The organism is Franconibacter pulveris (assembly GCF_056780215.1).
This window is the reverse complement of record NZ_CM165555.1, coordinates 485,587-499,833: the sequence shown is the minus strand read 5'-3', so window position 1 is coordinate 499,833 and position 14,247 is coordinate 485,587. Positions and strand designations below refer to the sequence as shown.

14 protein-coding genes are annotated in these 14,247 nt (G+C 57.3%); 9 read left to right on the top strand and 5 right to left on the bottom strand.

What is annotated here, in order from left to right; all coding sequences use genetic code 11:
* The first annotated feature begins 325 nt into the window (after positions 1 to 325).
* The gene (paeA, locus tag ACU4F7_RS02455; RefSeq protein ID WP_029591391.1) at positions 326 to 1,657 is read left to right on the top strand and encodes a polyamine export protein PaeA; all 1,332 of its coding nucleotides are present in this window, start codon (positions 326 to 328) and stop codon (positions 1,655 to 1,657) included.
* A 123-nt stretch (positions 1,658 to 1,780) separates the two neighbouring features.
* On the opposite strand, the gene ACU4F7_RS02450 is transcribed toward paeA, so the two are convergent.
* Entirely contained in the window at positions 1,781 to 1,987 is a 207-nt protein-coding gene (locus tag ACU4F7_RS02450) for a DUF1107 domain-containing protein (protein WP_008501430.1), read from the bottom strand.
* A 330-nt stretch (positions 1,988 to 2,317) separates the two neighbouring features.
* On the opposite strand from ACU4F7_RS02450, the gene ACU4F7_RS02445 reads away from it, so the two are divergent.
* On the top strand, positions 2,318 to 2,875 hold the full coding sequence (locus ACU4F7_RS02445) for a YtfJ family protein (protein WP_481637958.1): 558 nt from the start codon (positions 2,318 to 2,320) through the stop codon (positions 2,873 to 2,875).
* Here the strand turns inward: ACU4F7_RS02445 and cysQ are convergent.
* Positions 2,865 to 3,608, bottom strand: coding sequence for a 3'(2'),5'-bisphosphate nucleotidase CysQ (cysQ, locus tag ACU4F7_RS02440; protein WP_029591393.1), 744 nt, complete (start codon positions 3,606 to 3,608; stop codon positions 2,865 to 2,867). The two genes, ACU4F7_RS02445 and cysQ, sit on opposite strands and share 11 nt — an antisense overlap.
* Positions 3,609 to 3,821: 213 nt before the next feature.
* On the opposite strand from cysQ, the gene ACU4F7_RS02435 reads away from it, so the two are divergent.
* A complete protein-coding gene (locus ACU4F7_RS02435) occupies positions 3,822 to 5,768 on the top strand; it encodes a bifunctional 2',3'-cyclic-nucleotide 2'-phosphodiesterase/3'-nucleotidase (protein WP_029591394.1) in 1,947 nt (648 codons plus the stop codon).
* Here ACU4F7_RS02435 and ACU4F7_RS02430 read toward each other — a convergent pair.
* On the bottom strand, positions 5,765 to 6,169 hold the full coding sequence (locus tag ACU4F7_RS02430; protein ID WP_029591395.1) for a winged helix-turn-helix transcriptional regulator: 405 nt from the start codon (positions 6,167 to 6,169) through the stop codon (positions 5,765 to 5,767). The genes ACU4F7_RS02435 and ACU4F7_RS02430 overlap by 4 nt on opposite strands.
* A gap of 84 nt (positions 6,170 to 6,253) precedes the next feature.
* Here ACU4F7_RS02430 and ACU4F7_RS02425 point away from each other — a divergent pair, with 84 nt between their 5' ends.
* The 5 genes from ACU4F7_RS02425 to ACU4F7_RS02405 all read left to right on the top strand — a co-directional run bounded on the left by ACU4F7_RS02425 (position 6,254) and on the right by ACU4F7_RS02405 (position 10,185).
* A complete protein-coding gene (locus tag ACU4F7_RS02425) occupies positions 6,254 to 7,111 on the top strand; it encodes an SDR family oxidoreductase (RefSeq protein WP_481637957.1) in 858 nt (285 codons plus the stop codon).
* 157 nt (positions 7,112 to 7,268) lie between these two features.
* Complete coding sequence (locus ACU4F7_RS02420; RefSeq protein WP_281732791.1) at positions 7,269 to 7,583, top strand: lysozyme inhibitor LprI family protein; 315 nt, start codon at positions 7,269 to 7,271, stop codon at positions 7,581 to 7,583.
* Between the two features lie 85 nt (positions 7,584 to 7,668).
* Positions 7,669 to 8,493 (top strand): AraC family transcriptional regulator, encoded by an 825-nt coding sequence (locus ACU4F7_RS02415; RefSeq protein WP_029591397.1) that lies wholly within the window; start codon positions 7,669 to 7,671, stop codon positions 8,491 to 8,493.
* 49 nt (positions 8,494 to 8,542) lie between these two features.
* Positions 8,543 to 9,124, top strand: coding sequence for a DUF1349 domain-containing protein (locus ACU4F7_RS02410; RefSeq protein WP_481637956.1), 582 nt, complete (start codon positions 8,543 to 8,545; stop codon positions 9,122 to 9,124).
* A gap of 77 nt (positions 9,125 to 9,201) precedes the next feature.
* Positions 9,202 to 10,185 (top strand): DMT family transporter, encoded by a 984-nt coding sequence (locus ACU4F7_RS02405; protein WP_029591399.1) that lies wholly within the window; start codon positions 9,202 to 9,204, stop codon positions 10,183 to 10,185.
* Between the two features lie 15 nt (positions 10,186 to 10,200).
* Here the strand turns inward: ACU4F7_RS02405 and ACU4F7_RS02400 are convergent, their stop codons facing one another.
* Positions 10,201 to 11,865 (bottom strand): methyl-accepting chemotaxis protein, encoded by a 1,665-nt coding sequence (locus tag ACU4F7_RS02400; RefSeq protein WP_029591400.1) that lies wholly within the window; start codon positions 11,863 to 11,865, stop codon positions 10,201 to 10,203.
* A gap of 242 nt (positions 11,866 to 12,107) precedes the next feature.
* On the opposite strand from ACU4F7_RS02400, the gene ytfE reads away from it, so the two are divergent.
* Positions 12,108 to 12,773 carry an iron-sulfur cluster repair protein YtfE gene (gene ytfE / locus ACU4F7_RS02395; protein ID WP_029591401.1) on the top strand — a complete coding sequence of 222 codons (666 nt, stop codon included), beginning with the start codon at positions 12,108 to 12,110 and terminating at the stop codon, positions 12,771 to 12,773.
* A gap of 61 nt (positions 12,774 to 12,834) precedes the next feature.
* Here the strand turns inward: ytfE and cycA are convergent, their stop codons facing one another.
* Complete coding sequence (gene cycA / locus ACU4F7_RS02390) at positions 12,835 to 14,247, bottom strand: D-serine/D-alanine/glycine transporter (protein ID WP_481637955.1); 1,413 nt, start codon at positions 14,245 to 14,247, stop codon at positions 12,835 to 12,837.

Below are 14,247 nucleotides of genomic sequence, written 5' to 3'. Positions count from 1 at the left end.
GGCAGCGTAAAGCTGCCTTTTCGCGGGCTTGCGGCGCTTTGCCTCATCCGAGACAAGACCAACGCGCTGAATAAAAAATGCGCACTTTTTTCTATAACGTTCGCTCAGAATCGATTATAGTTAGCGCGGCGACTCGCCTTTAAATGAGAATGCTTCCCATCAAAGCCGCTGCCCGCTTTTCGCCTACTGGCAGCCTTATCAGGGCTTACGCTATACTAGCCGTTGAATTTGCTGGACTCACGTGCTACGAGACAGCATTCACCTGTGTTTTACTCAACAAAAATCCACTTCCCTTCCGAGGATCCGGTCAATGACTGGATAAGATATGTTAAACAGTATTTTGATAATACTTTGTCTGATCGGCGTCAGTTCGTTCTTCTCGCTCTCTGAGATTTCACTGGCCGCTTCCCGCAAAATCAAACTTAAGCTGATGGCCGACGAAGGCAACATCAACGCGCAACGCATCCTGAAAATGCAGGAAAACCCCGGCACCTTCTTTACCGTCGTGCAGATAGGTCTTAACGCCGTCGCTATTCTTGGCGGTATCGTGGGTGATGCGGCGTTTTCTCCGGCCTTTTACAGCATGCTGGTCAACTTTATGTCGCCCGAAGCGGCCGAGCAGGTCAGCTTTATTCTCTCCTTTACGCTCGTCACCAGCCTGTTCATTCTGTTTGCTGACCTGACGCCGAAACGCATCGGTATGATTGCGCCCGAAGCCGTGGCTTTGCGCATCATCAACCCGATGCGCTTCTGCCTGTTTATCTTCCGCCCGCTGGTCTGGTTCTTTAACGGCATGGCGAACGTGATTTTCCGCATCTTCAAATTGCCGATGGTGCGTAAAGACGACATCACCTCTGACGACATCTATGCCGTGGTGGAAGCGGGCGCGCTGGCGGGCGTGCTGCGTAAGCAGGAACATGAGCTGATTGAGAATGTCTTTGAACTGGAGTCGCGTACCGTGCCCTCCTCAATGACTTCGCGCGAAAACATCGTCTGGTTCGATCTGCATGAAGATGAGCAAAGCCTGAAGAACAAGGTTGCGGAACATCCGCACTCGAAATTCCTGGTTTGTAATCAGGATATCGACCACATCATCGGTTATGTTGACTCGAAAGACCTGCTCAACCGCGTGCTGGCGAACCAGAGCCTGGCGCTTACCAGCGGCGTGCAGATCCGCAACACGCTGATCGTACCCGATACGCTAACCCTCTCCGAAGCGCTGGAAAGTTTCAAAACTGCTGGCGAAGACTTCGCCGTTATCATGAACGAATATGCGCTGGTGGTGGGCCTGATTACGCTTAACGACGTCATGACCACGTTGATGGGCGACCTGGTGGGCCAGGGGCTGGAAGAGCAGATCGTCGCGCGTGATGAAAACTCATGGCTTATCGACGGCGGCACGCCGATTGATGATGTGATGCGCGTATTGGATATTGACGAATTCCCGCAGTCCGGCAACTACGAAACCATCGGCGGGTTTATGATGTTTATGCTGCGAAAAATCCCGAAACGTACCGATTCGGTGAAATTCTCCGGCTATAAGTTCGAAGTGGTGGATATTGATAACTACCGCATCGACCAGTTGCTGGTCACGCGTATCGACAGCAAGCCCACCACGCTTGCGCCGAAGCTGCCGGATGAGCAATCAGCGGCTTAACTGTTAAGGGCGGCATGGCCGCCCTTTTCTTTTGTCCGCACCCGGGCGGCTAAATCGCCGGATGCCAGAAACACCAACGGCCCCATCGGGGCCGTTTGTCTTACTGCATGCACAACCTTTTAGTTAGGCCATCTCAGTCTGGAGACGCATAACCTGACGGTTTACTTCGGACATTACCGATAAATGCTGCTTGTCCTTCACTTTCGGGACCAGGATTTTGCCCTTATCGAACTCGAAAGCGCCAACATCCTTGATATACAACCGTCCACGAAACAGGATCTTCACGTACTTCGCCACCTGAAGCGGGTTGTAACGTTGGAAAATTTTCATTGTTCTCTCCTGCGAAATCGTACGCCCCTGCGGTCCACATTCGGCCCGACAAAGATAAGGCGCAAATTTTGTTGCCAGAAAACTATAGACCAGAAACCGATTGATGCGCACTTTACCCGGTCTTATTTACGCTTTTATTACAATCTTTCAGAATTATCTTTTCAAAACGTCAAAAAGCGCAGAACAACCATACTTTTTTATCAGGAACTGTGCCTCAGCCCGCAAACTGGCATCCCTGTTGCGGGTAAAGCGGACTGAGAGCGTTTATGCTTAACGGGCCGGGACCAAGTGGTCCGATCACCTGCCAACACGAATGATAAGGAGTCAAGTATGACCCTGCGCGGAACACTGGCGCTTACCTGCCTGCTGCTGCCCTTAATGGCTTCGGCACACAACTTTGAGAAGAACCAGCGCGTGGCGCCTGTCGGCATCAGCGACCGGGGCGAGCTGATGTACAGTAAGGACAAGTTTAGCTACAAAACCTGGAATAGCGCGCAGCTCCCTGGAAAAGTGCGAGTGGTGCAACATATTGCGGGGCGCGTTTCCGCCAAGGAAAAGAACGCGGCGCTGATTGAAGCCATCAAGGCGGCGAATCTACCGCACGATACTTACCAGACCACGACTATCGTCAATACCGACGACGCTATCCCCGGCTCCGCCATGTTTGTGCGCAGCAGTCTGGAGGACAACAAAAAACTCTACCCGTGGTCGCAATTTATTGTCGACAGCAACGGCATCGTGGCTAAAGCCTGGCAGCTTGAGCCGGAAAGCTCAGCGGTCGCGGTGCTCGATAAAGACGGGCGCATTCAGTTCGCGAAAGATGGCGCGCTGACGCAGCAGGAAGTGCAGCAGGTGATGGACCTGCTGCATAAGTTACTCAGTAAATAGTGACGCGGAAGGCAGGGTTAAGGAAGGATTCGCGCGGCGTGTAGTCCAGCGTTTTGCCCTGCCAGTCGTGCACGTGCGCCCCGGCCGCCACCGCAACCGCGTGGCCGGCGGCCGTATCCCAGATATTGGTGGGCCCAAACCGCGGATAAAGTTGCGCCTGCCCTTCCGCCACAAGGCAGAATTTCAGCGACGAGCCAATCGATGTGGTCTGGTGCTCGCCCAACTGCTGCAGATACTCTTTGAGCTCTTCGTTGTTGCCATGGGAGCGGCTGATAACCACCAGCGGCGGACGGGCGTCGCGAATGTGAATGGGGTTACGCACGCCGCACTCTTCTTTCCACGCCTTGCCATCCGCTGCGCTGTACATCACATTCAGCACCGGCGCGTAGACCACGCCCAGCACCGGCTTGCCGTTTTCAATCAGGGCGATATTGACCGTGAACTCGCCGTTGCGCTTAAGGAACTCTTTGGTGCCGTCGAGCGGGTCTACCAGCCAGTAGCGCTGCCAGTGCTGGCGCACTTCCCAGCCCGGCGGGTCCTCTTCGGAAAGCAGCGGGATATCGGGCGTCAGCGACGTTAACCCGTCGGCGATAATTTTATGCGCGGCGATATCCGCCGCCGTTACCGGAGAATCATCGAGTTTACTGGTGGCCTCAAGCGGCTTTTTCCCTTCGTAGACGTCCATGATGGCGCTGCCCGCTTCCCGCGCCAGTTGGCAAATCTTCTCTAACATCGTCCACCTCTTTTGTGTCGCGACAGTACATCATCGCAGATTAACACATTGTTTTATCGATATGATTTTTATATCACCCGGCGCAGCTTGCGCTATCTGTGAAGCGATCCCAGGTTCCGGACATTTTTTTCTGGCAGGATTCACACTTTTGTAAGCAACAGAAGATAGATACATACACTTTTGTGGCTCTGCTCTTAAAAAAGGACCTGCATGATGATTAAGTTTAGTGCAACGCTGCTCGCCACGCTGGTTGCCGCCAGCGCCCACGCCGCTACGGTGGAGTTACGCATCCTGGAAACCACCGACCTGCACAGCAACATGATGGACTTTGACTACTACAAAGACGCGCCGACTGAAAAGTTCGGGCTGGTGCGCACCGCGAGCCTTATCAGCGCCGCGCGCAGCGAAGCGACGAACAGCGTGCTGGTGGATAATGGCGACCTCATCCAGGGCAGCCCGCTTGGCGATTACATGGCGGCGAAGGGGCTGAAAAAAGGCGAAGTGCATCCGGTTTACAAAGCGCTGAATACGCTGAACTACGCCGTGGGCAACCTTGGCAACCACGAATTCAACTACGGGCTTGATTACTTGAATAAAGCGCTGGCTGGCGCGAAATTCCCCTACGTTAACGCCAATATTATCGATGCGAAAACCAATAAGCCGCTCTTCACGCCCTACCTCATCCAGAACACCGAAGTAAAAGATAAAGAAGGTAAAACCCGGACGCTGAAGATTGGCTACATCGGCTTTGTGCCGCCGCAAATCATGACCTGGGATAAAGCGAACCTGAGCGGCAAAATCACGGTTAACGACATTACCGAAACCGCCCGCCGGTATGTGCCGGAAATGCGGGCAAAAGGCGCGGATCTGGTCGTGGTGGTCGCCCACTCCGGCCTCGCCGCCGAACCGTATAAAGCGATGGCGGAAAACTCGGTTTACTACTTAAGCCAGGTGCCGGGCGTAGACGCCATTCTGTTCGGCCACGCCCACGCCGTTTTCCCCGGCAAAGATTTCGCCGCGATTAAGGGGGCGGATATTACGAAAGGCACGCTCAACGGCGTGCCGGCGGTAATGCCGGGCATGTGGGGCGACCATCTCGGCGTGGTGGATTTAACGCTCAACAACGACGGCGGAAAATGGCGGGTTACGCAGAGCAAAGCCGAGGCGCGGCCGATTTACGACGCGGCGGCGAAGAAATCGCTGGCGGCGGAAGAGGCGAATATGGTGAAGGTGCTGAAAGCGGACCACGACGCCACCCGCGAGTTTGTCAGCCAGCCTGTCGGGAAATCCGCTGACAACATGTACAGCTACCTCTCACTGGTGCAGGACGACCCGACGGTTCAGGTCGTTAACAACGCCCAACTCGCCTACGTGAAGCATTTCATTCAGGGCGACCCGAATTTAGCAGACCTGCCGGTGCTCTCCGCCGCCGCGCCGTTTAAAGCGGGCGGTCGCAAGAACGACCCGGCAAGTTTTGTTGAGGTGGAAAAAGGGCAGCTTACCTTTCGCAACGCCGCCGATCTCTATCTCTACCCCAACACGCTGGTGGTCGTGAAAGCGACGGGCGCCGAAGTGAAAGAGTGGCTGGAGTGCTCCGCCGGGCAGTTTAATCAGATTGATGTACACAGCGCGAAGCCGCAATCGTTGATTAACTGGGACGGCTTTCGCACCTACAACTTCGACGTCATTGACGGCGTGGAGTACCAGATTGACGTGACGCAGCCGGCGAAATATGACGGCGAGTGCCAGCCGGTGAACAAAGACGCCGAGCGCATTAAAAACCTTACCTTTAACGGCAAACCCATCGACCCGAAAATGACTTTTCTTGTCGCCACCAACAACTACCGCGCTTATGGCGGCAAGTTTGCGGGAACCGGCGACAGCCATATTGCCTTCGCTTCGCCGGATGAAAACCGCGCGGTGCTGGCGGCATGGATAAGCGCGGAAACCAAACGCGCCGGAGAGATTCATCCGGCGGCGGATAACAACTGGCGGCTCGCGCCCATTCACAGCGACAACAAGCTGGATATCCGCTTCGAAACCTCGCCTTCGGAAAAAGCGGCCGCCTTTATCAAAGCCAATGCGCAGTATCCGATGCAGCAGACTGGCAGCGACGAGACGGGTTTCGCCATCTATCAGCTTGACTTAAACGCGCGCTAATCTGCGCTGGCGTCCTGCTCCGGCGGGCGGGACGCCATCACCTGCGGCAGGTTGAGCTCTATCCAGTCGGCCAGCGCCGCCACCTTCTCACTGACCTCCAGCCCAAGCGGCGTCAGGCTGTACTCCACATGCGGCGGAACGACCGGAAACGATTTGCGATTGATGAAGCCGTCATGTTCCAGCCACTGCAGCGTCTGCGCCAGCATCTTTTCGCTTACGCCGCCCACTTTGCGCCGCAGGTCGCTAAAACGATGAGTGCCTTCGCGCAGCGCCACCAGGATCAGCACGCCCCAGCGGCTGGTGACATGTTTGAGCACATCGCGCGAAGGGCACTGCTCGGCGAAGAGATTCCCGCTGCGCATCTGGTCGCTCAGGCTGATGGGGGTAATGACTTTTTCCATACTTACCTTTTTGTGCGTACTTACTAAAAGTTAGCTTGGGTGGTAGTGTGCCACAACAGTCACCCAACATGAAGGAGTAAAACTATGATTGCTATCACCGGCGCTTCCGGCCACCTTGGCCGCCTTGTTATAGCCGATTTACTGAAAACCGTGGCGGCAGAGCAGCTCGTCGCTATCGTACGCGACCCGGCGAAAATCGCCGACCTGGCTCAAAAAGGGGTGCAGGTCAGGCGCGCCGAGTACGGCGATGCCGCCGCCCTTCAGGCTGCGCTAACCGGCGTGGAAAAGCTGCTGCTTATCTCCTCAAGCGAAGTGGGACAGCGCGCGCCGCAGCACCGCAACGTGATTGAGGCGGCGAAAGCGGCCGGGGTAACTTTCATCGCCTATACCAGCCTGCTGCACGCCGACCGCTCGCCGCTGGGGCTGGCGGAAGAACATGTCGCCACGGAAAAGATGCTGGCGGAATCGGGCATCCCCTTCGCGCTGCTGCGTAACGGCTGGTATAGCGAAAATTATCTGGCGAGCGTGCCGCCTGCGCTGGCACATGGCGCGTTTATCGGCAGCGCCGGAGAAGGCAAGATAGCGAGCGCAACGCGTGCGGACTACGCTGAAGCCGCCGCCCGCGTAATGACCCTGGATAATCAGGCGGGCAACGTTTATGAACTGGCGGGCGACGAAGCCTGGACGCTCTCCGACCTGACCGCGCAGCTAAGCGAACTGAGCGGCAAATCGGTGGTTTACCAGAACCTCAGCGAAGCCGATTTTAAAGCGGCGTTGCAGGGCGCTGGCCTGCCGGAGCCGTTCGCCGCCCTGCTTGCCAACTCGGACGTGGGGGCATCGAAAGGCGGGCTTTTTGACGACAGCCGCCAGCTCAGCACGCTTATCGGCCGCCCGACCACGCCGCTTGCAGAGAGCCTGCGCGCCCTGCTTCAGGCTAACTGATTAATTGCTAATTCTGGCAGGCTGCGCTTTGTCAGCCTGCCCTGTACAATGCGTGCCCTTATTTACGATTCAAGCCTGTGGGCTTAAAAAGGAACGTTCCGTGAAAGCACGCCTTATCGCCTTTTCTCTGCTGCTTGGCAGCGCTTCAGCCTGGTCTATGAGTTGCGACAATCCGCGCAGCGCCTATGACCTGACCTACTGCGCCGCGCTGGAGATGGTGCAGAGCGACCGCGACCTGAACCAGCAGTATAAAAACACGATGTCGGTACTCAGCCCTGAGCAAAAACCGCTGGTGAAAAAAGCGCAAATCGCCTGGCTTAAAGCGCGCGACCAGGCGTGCGCGGAAGGCTCAACCCTGCTGCTGGGCTGCGTAAACGAAAAAATGGCCTCCCGCATCGAACTGCTGAAAAGCATTGAGCGCGAATGCCGCAACGCGGGCTGCGACGACGCCAACCTCTCTCGCGTCGAATAAGCGATACGTTAAATAAACGTTAATAACGGTGGCGTCGCACAGGCTTGTTCCTATAATGAAGCCTCATCCTTAGCGGAGAGCCACCGTGCAAGGCGTACCCGAGCAATTTCCTGACGAAAAAGACAGCGCCCGCTTCCGGCAATTGCCGCAGTTGCCGGGCGTTGAGCTTTATCACGCCCATATCGCCCGCTACGCCTTTGAACCGCACACTCACGAGGCTTTCGGCATCGGCACGATTGAACTCGGCGCGGAGCGCTTTCGCTATCGCGGCGCGCAACACGTGGCGGCGGTGAATTCGCTTATCACCATGAACCCGGATGAGCTGCACACCGGCGAAGCGGCGACTCAGGAAGGCTGGCGCTACCGGATGATCTACCTTGAGCCGCAGTTGCTTGAGCAGCTTACCGGCGAGAAAAACTGGTGGTTTAGCGAGGCGGAGCGTCACGACCCGCAGCGTTCGCGCCACGTAGGGCAGCTTATACATCAGCTCTGGACGCAGCCCGACCCGCTCGCCTGGCAGGGCATGCTGCTTGAGCTTATCGACGCCTTTCGCCCTTACGCCCGTCATTCGCCGCCCGCCGCAACACCCGGACAACAGCGCTTTGACCGGGTGCGCGACTATCTGCACGACAACTATATGCAGCCGCTAACGCTCGACGCGCTGGCGGAGGTGGCGGCCCTTAGCCCGTATCATTTCCAGCGCCAGTTTAAGCGGCGCTTTCACGTTACCCCTCATCAGATGCTGATGGCCATTCGCCTGTGGCGCGCCAAGCAATTCCTCGCGCTCGGCATGCCTGCGGCGGAGGTCGCGGCGACCGCGGGATTAGTCGACCAGTCGCACCTTACCCGCGCCTTTACTCGCCGCTACGGCATCACCCCGGTACGCTACCAGAAACAGGTGGCGCGCTAACGCCCTCTGCGCCGCTATACTTCAGGCACATCTTCAGGCGGGAGGCGTTATGAAACAGACAGAAAGCTGGCGCTGGCTCAACGCGCCGCAGCAGTGGACGTTGCGCGATGACGTCCTGCATGCGACCACGGATAATGAAACCGATTTCTGGCAAAACACCTGGTATGGCTTTCAGCGCTACTCCGGCCATGTTTATGGGGTGGAAGCGAGCGGCGATTTCACTTTTCAACTGCGTGTCGAAGGCGACTTCACCACCCTTTACGATCAGGCGGGGCTGATGCTGCTCATTGACGAGCATCGCTGGCTCAAAGCGGGCATTGAGTATAACGACGACGCGCCGATGATAGGCAGCGTGCTGACGAACCTGAACTCCGACTGGGCGACCGGTATTTTCCCGGCGCGGCAAAACCACTTCTGGTTGCGTCTGACGCGCCTGAAAGGCGCGCTGCGCTTGCAGTATTCCACCGACGGCGACGTCTGGCCGCTGCTGCGCCTGTGCCCCTTTCCCGAAGCGGAGCGCTATTTTATCGGCGCGATGTGCTGCTCCCCTGGCCGGGCCGGGTTAAAAGTCGCTTTCAGCGAGCTCCAGCTCACCGAACCGCTCTCCAGAGCGCTGCACGACCTGAGCTGAACTGCGCAATTTCATACAATACGCCTGCCCGTCTCCCCTTCTAAGCTACAGGGCGGATGAGAAAAGAGAGGCAGTAAATGTTAACAGGCGTGGTGTATGCCCTCGTGGCGGGGCTGTTCTGGGGATTGATTTTTGTTGGGCCGCTGATCGTGCCGGAATACCCGGCGGCGTTGCAGTCGATGGGGCGTTATCTGGCGCTGGGCCTGATTGCGCTGCCCATCGCCTGGCTTGGCCGCGCGCGGCTAAAACAGCTTTCCCGCCGGGACTGGCTCACCGCGCTGGCGCTTACCATGATGGGCAACCTTATCTATTACGTCTGCCTTGCGAGCGCTATCCAGCGCACCGGCGCGCCCGTCTCCACCATGATAATCGGCACTTTGCCGGTGGTTATCCCGGTCTTCGCTAATCTGCTTTATAGCCAACGCGACGGCAAGCTGCCGTGGCGGCGCATGGCACCTGCGCTGCTTTGCACCGCTTTTGGGCTGGTTTTCGTCAATATTGCGGAGCTCGATCGCGGCCTGCCCGACTTCAGCCTCTGGCGTTACAGTAGCGGCATTGCGCTGGCGCTGGTTTCGGTGGCCTGCTGGGCATGGTATGCGCTGCACAATGCGCGCTGGCTGCGCGAGAACCCGAACAAGCACCCGATGATGTGGGCGACAGCCCAGGCGCTGGTGACGCTGCCCGTCTCGCTGGCTGGCTATGTGGGCGTCTGCTTCTGGCTGGGTGGGAGCCAGGGCGACTTCGCGCTGCCTTTCGGACCGCGGCCTGGCGTTTTTATCGCGCTGATGGTGACGATTGCGGTGTGCTGCTCGTGGATTGGCGCCCTCTGCTGGAACCAGGCGAGCCAGCGCCTGCCGACGGTTGTTCTCGGGCCGCTGATTGTCTTTGAAACGCTGGCCGGGCTTTTATATACCTTCCTGCTGCGCCAGGCTATGCCGCCGCTAATAACGCTTGCGGGTATCGCGCTGCTGGTGGCGGGCGTGGTGATAGCGGTGCGCGCAAGGCCGGAAAAGCCGACGGTAGAACCTGCGTCGGTGGATGAAAATAAACGCGCCGCATAAAGCGGCGCGTTCTTATCAGAAGGTTTCCCAGTTATTGTCCGCCGGGCCGGCAGGCTGGGTTTTCAGCGCGGGCGCCGCAACCGGCGTTTTAAGCGCGGTTTTCGTCGCGCCAGCCGCGGCCTGACGGCGCAGCTTGAACACGGCGACCGCGTCGTTAAGACGCGCCGCCTGCTCTTCAAGCGCGGCCGCTGCGGCGGCGGACTCTTCCACCAGCGAGGCGTTCTGCTGAGTCACTTTGTCCATTTCCGCGACCGCCTGGCCGACCTGGTCGATACCGCGGCTCTGCTCGTCCGAGGCAGAGGCGATTTCACCCATGATGTCCGTTACGCGCGTCACCGCGCCCACGATCTCTTTCATGGTGTCGCCCGCTTCGCGCACCAGCGTGCTGCCCGCATCAACGCGGTTACCGGAGTTTTCGATCAGCGCTTTGATCTCTTTCGCCGCCTGAGCGCTGCGTTGCGCCAGCGTGCGTACTTCGCCCGCCACGACGGCGAAGCCGCGACCCTGCTCGCCCGCGCGCGCCGCTTCCACCGCCGCGTTCAGCGCGAGGATATTGGTCTGGAAGGCGATGCCGTCGATAACGTTGGTTATCTGCGCAATCTGGCTGGAGCTTGCCGCAATCTCATCCATCGTCTTCACCACGCTGCTGACGACGTTGCCGCCTTTCTGCGCGGTTTCCGAGGCGCTGCGCGCCAGTTGGGTCGCCTGGCGGGCGTTATCCGCATTCTGCTTAACCGTTGCCGTCAGCTGTTCCATGCTGGCGGCCGTCTCTTCCAGCGACGCGGCCTGCTGTTCGGTGCGGGAAGAGAGGTCGTTGCTGCCCGCGGAGATTTCGCCCGCGCCGGTAAAGATAGTATCGGTGCTGTCGCGTACGGCGCTGACGGTGTTGACCAGCGCCTGCTGCATTTCATGCAGGTTGCGGGCCAGCAACGCCATCTCGTTTTTGCCTTCCGCGTCGATAGCCTGCGTCAGGTCGCCTGCGGCAATGGTACGGATGTGGCTCATCACGTCATGCAGCGGCATTAACAGCACCCGGCGCATCGCCATCCAGCTTGCGATGATAACGGCGACGACAACCGCCATGATGGCGCTAAGCACCCACAGGATACGCTTGTAGTCGTTTTCGTTGTCTGTAACGCCCGCGCTGGTAAGCTTCGCCTGCGCTGCGCGCCATTCGCGGTAAACCTTCTGCATGGCGACCTGCTTCTGCTCAGCGTTTTGCTTGAACATCTCCTCAAGATTGCCCTGCGCCAGGAAAGTGTTCATGCGCGTAAGGGTGGCATGGTAAATGCCATAGTGCTCTTCCAGACTATCGACGATATGCTCATCCATCCCCGGCGTTTCCGGCAGCGCATAGTATTTATCATAATGGCTTTGCGCTTCCGCCAGCAGGTTGTTCGCATTTTTCACCAGATCATTGAGCTGCGCGCCGTTAATCTGGTTCGCCATGCTGCTTTGCAGGCGCAGCATGCCGCGGTTAAGGGTAACGCGCGCCTGGTTGAGGCTTATCCAGGCGTCGGTAAACTCCGCCACGTTCTGGCTGGAAATCTGAGAGACGGAGAAGTTGTTTTTGTCGTTATTCAGCGCACTGATAAACACGCCCGCTGAAATGAGCTGCAGCGCGCCCAGAACGCCCAGAACGGTGATTAAGAGAGTTATAACTTTTATACGTTTAAACATGAATTGCCTTATTGCAGGTGTTATCAGACGTGTATCTATCGGCAGGCGAAGCAGCTTGTTTAATAACTCCCCAACGTATCACGCCCGCAAACGCGCCTTTCCTGATAGCAATCAGCAAGTTAAATGTGAAAAAAAATTGTGACGCACCTCTCATTTTAATCCCCTGCCTCTAAGGGGTTATAGCTTCGCTTAAAACATGTATTTAATATGCATGTTATATTTCTGATGATGAGGTAATCCCTATGGCTTTTCGCGATCGGCCCCTTGGCGAGTTAGCGCTTACCATTCCCCGCGCCTCTGCTTTATTCCGTAAATACGAACTCGACTTTTGCTGCGGCGGCAAGCAAACCCTGCTGCGCGCCGCGACCCGGCAGAATCTGGATCTGGAAACTATCGAAGCTGAACTGGCGACGCTTTCAGAAGAGCCGCTGGAGAAAGCGTGGCACAGCGCGCCGCTGGCGGAGATAATCGACCACATCCTTGTGCGTTACCATGACAGGCACCGTGAGCAACTGCCGGAGCTCATTTTGCAGGCCGCCAAAGTAGAGCGCGTTCATGCGGATAAGCCTGGCGTGCCGAAAGGCCTCGCCAAATACCTGACCATGCTGCATGAAGAGCTGACCAGCCACATGATGAAAGAAGAGCGAATTCTGTTCCCGATGATCAAACAGGGCCAGGGCCGCCAGGCGGCAGGACCGATAAGCGTTATGGAGAGCGAGCATGATGAAGCGGGCGAACTGCTGGAAGTGATTAAGCACGCCACCAATAACGTGACGCCGCCGCCGGAAGCCTGCACCACCTGGCGCGCCATGTATAACGGCATTAATGCGCTGATTGACGATCTGATGAACCACATCAGCCTTGAGAACACGATTCTTTTCCCGCGTGCCCTCGCAGGTGAAAAATAAAAAAGGCGCCCATTGAGCGCCTCTTCGTTTGACCTTTCGGGCCCGATACGTGGGCCCTTTTTTATTTGCGGAAGTTCGCCAGCCGTTTCTTGCCAATAAACAGCCAGCACACGCCCAGCACAACAAACCACAACGGCGTGACCAGCAGCGCCTGGCGGGTATCGTCTTCCAGCGTCAGCAGCGCGATAACAAAGACAAAGAACGCCATACAGACCCAGCACATCAGCTTACCGAGCGGCATTTTGTAAATGGACTTCTCATGCAGTTGCGGACGCTGTTTGCGATAAACCTGGTACGAGCAAAGGATGATGGTCCAGACAAACATAAACAGGATAGCCGATACCGTCGTAATCATGGTAAAGGCCGTTATCACGTTCGGGTTCACATAGAGCATGACGACGCCGCCCAGCAGGCAGATACAGGAGAACGTCAGCCCTTTCGCCGGCACGGCGCGCTTAGAAAGTTTGGCGAACGCCTTCGGCGCCACGCCATCCTGCGCCAGCCCGTAAAGCATACGGCTGGTGGAGAAGACGCCGCTGTTGGCGGAAGAGGCCGCAGAGGTGAGCACCACGAAGTTAATCAGGCTCGCCGCCGCAGGCAGACCCACCAGCACGAACAGCTCAACAAACGGGCTCTTCGTCGGCACTACCGAGCTCCACGGCGTGACGGACATGATAATAATCAGCGCAAACACGTAGAACATGATGATGCGAATCGGAATGGAGTTGATGGCGCGCGGCAGCGATTTTTCCGGATCTTTGGTTTCCGCAGCCGTGGTGCCAACCAGCTCAATCCCCACAAACGCGAAGACCGCAATCTGGAAGCCGGCAAAGAAGCCGCTCAGCCCTTTCGGGAACCAGCCGCCTTCGTTCCACAGATGCGCGAACGACGCTTCAACGCCGGTCGGCGATTTGAAGTGCATCAGCACCATCACCAGCCCCACCACAATCAGCGAGACGATGGCGACGATTTTGATCATCGCGAACCAGAACTCCATCTCGCCAAACATTTTAACGGTGGCGAGGTTCAGGCTCAGCAGCACCACCACGACGGCAAGCGAAGCGACCCAGTCTGAAAGACCGGGGAACCAGAACTGGGCGTAGGCGGTTATCGCCACCACGTCCGCCATGCCGGTCACGACCCAGCAGAACCAGTAAGTCCAGCCGGTAAAATAGCCCGCCCACGGACCCAGCAGGTCGGCGGCAAAATCGCTGAAGGACTTGTATTCAAGATTGGAGAGCAGCAACTCGCCCATCGCGCGCATCACAAAAAAGAGCATAAAACCGATTATCATATAGACGAAAATAATCGACGGCCCCGCGAGGCTGATGGTTTTGCCGGAACCCATAAACAACCCGGTGCCGATAGCGCCACCGATGGCAATAAGTTGAATATGGCGGTTAGTGAGATTGCGCCGTAGCGACTGCTCCTCCGGAGCGGCCGTGGTATCGGCGACTTTAACCTGATCTACCAT

Bases quoted from the DNA above. Each gene is read 5' to 3' on its own strand.
- ACU4F7_RS02410 (WP_481637956.1), top strand. From the start codon at position 8,543: ATGAAACAGACAGAAAGCTGGCGCTGGCTCAACGCGCCGCAGCAGTGG.
- ACU4F7_RS02435 (WP_029591394.1), top strand. From the start codon at position 3,822: ATGATTAAGTTTAGTGCAACGCTGCTCGCCACGCTGGTTGCCGCCAGC.
- ACU4F7_RS02425 (WP_481637957.1), top strand. From the start codon at position 6,254: ATGATTGCTATCACCGGCGCTTCCGGCCACCTTGGCCGCCTTGTTATA.
- ACU4F7_RS02450 (WP_008501430.1), bottom strand. From the start codon at position 1,987: ATGAAAATTTTCCAACGTTACAACCCGCTTCAGGTGGCGAAGTACGTG.
- cysQ (WP_029591393.1), bottom strand. From the start codon at position 3,608: ATGTTAGAGAAGATTTGCCAACTGGCGCGGGAAGCGGGCAGCGCCATC.
- ACU4F7_RS02430 (WP_029591395.1), bottom strand. From the start codon at position 6,169: ATGGAAAAAGTCATTACCCCCATCAGCCTGAGCGACCAGATGCGCAGC.
- paeA (WP_029591391.1), top strand. From the start codon at position 326: ATGTTAAACAGTATTTTGATAATACTTTGTCTGATCGGCGTCAGTTCG.
- cycA (WP_481637955.1), bottom strand. From the start codon at position 14,247: ATGGTAGATCAGGTTAAAGTCGCCGATACCACGGCCGCTCCGGAGGAG.
- ACU4F7_RS02420 (WP_281732791.1), top strand. From the start codon at position 7,269: ATGAGTTGCGACAATCCGCGCAGCGCCTATGACCTGACCTACTGCGCC.
- ACU4F7_RS02445 (WP_481637958.1), top strand. From the start codon at position 2,318: ATGACCCTGCGCGGAACACTGGCGCTTACCTGCCTGCTGCTGCCCTTA.
- ACU4F7_RS02405 (WP_029591399.1), top strand. From the start codon at position 9,202: ATGTTAACAGGCGTGGTGTATGCCCTCGTGGCGGGGCTGTTCTGGGGA.
- ytfE (WP_029591401.1), top strand. From the start codon at position 12,108: ATGGCTTTTCGCGATCGGCCCCTTGGCGAGTTAGCGCTTACCATTCCC.
- ACU4F7_RS02400 (WP_029591400.1), bottom strand. From the start codon at position 11,865: ATGTTTAAACGTATAAAAGTTATAACTCTCTTAATCACCGTTCTGGGC.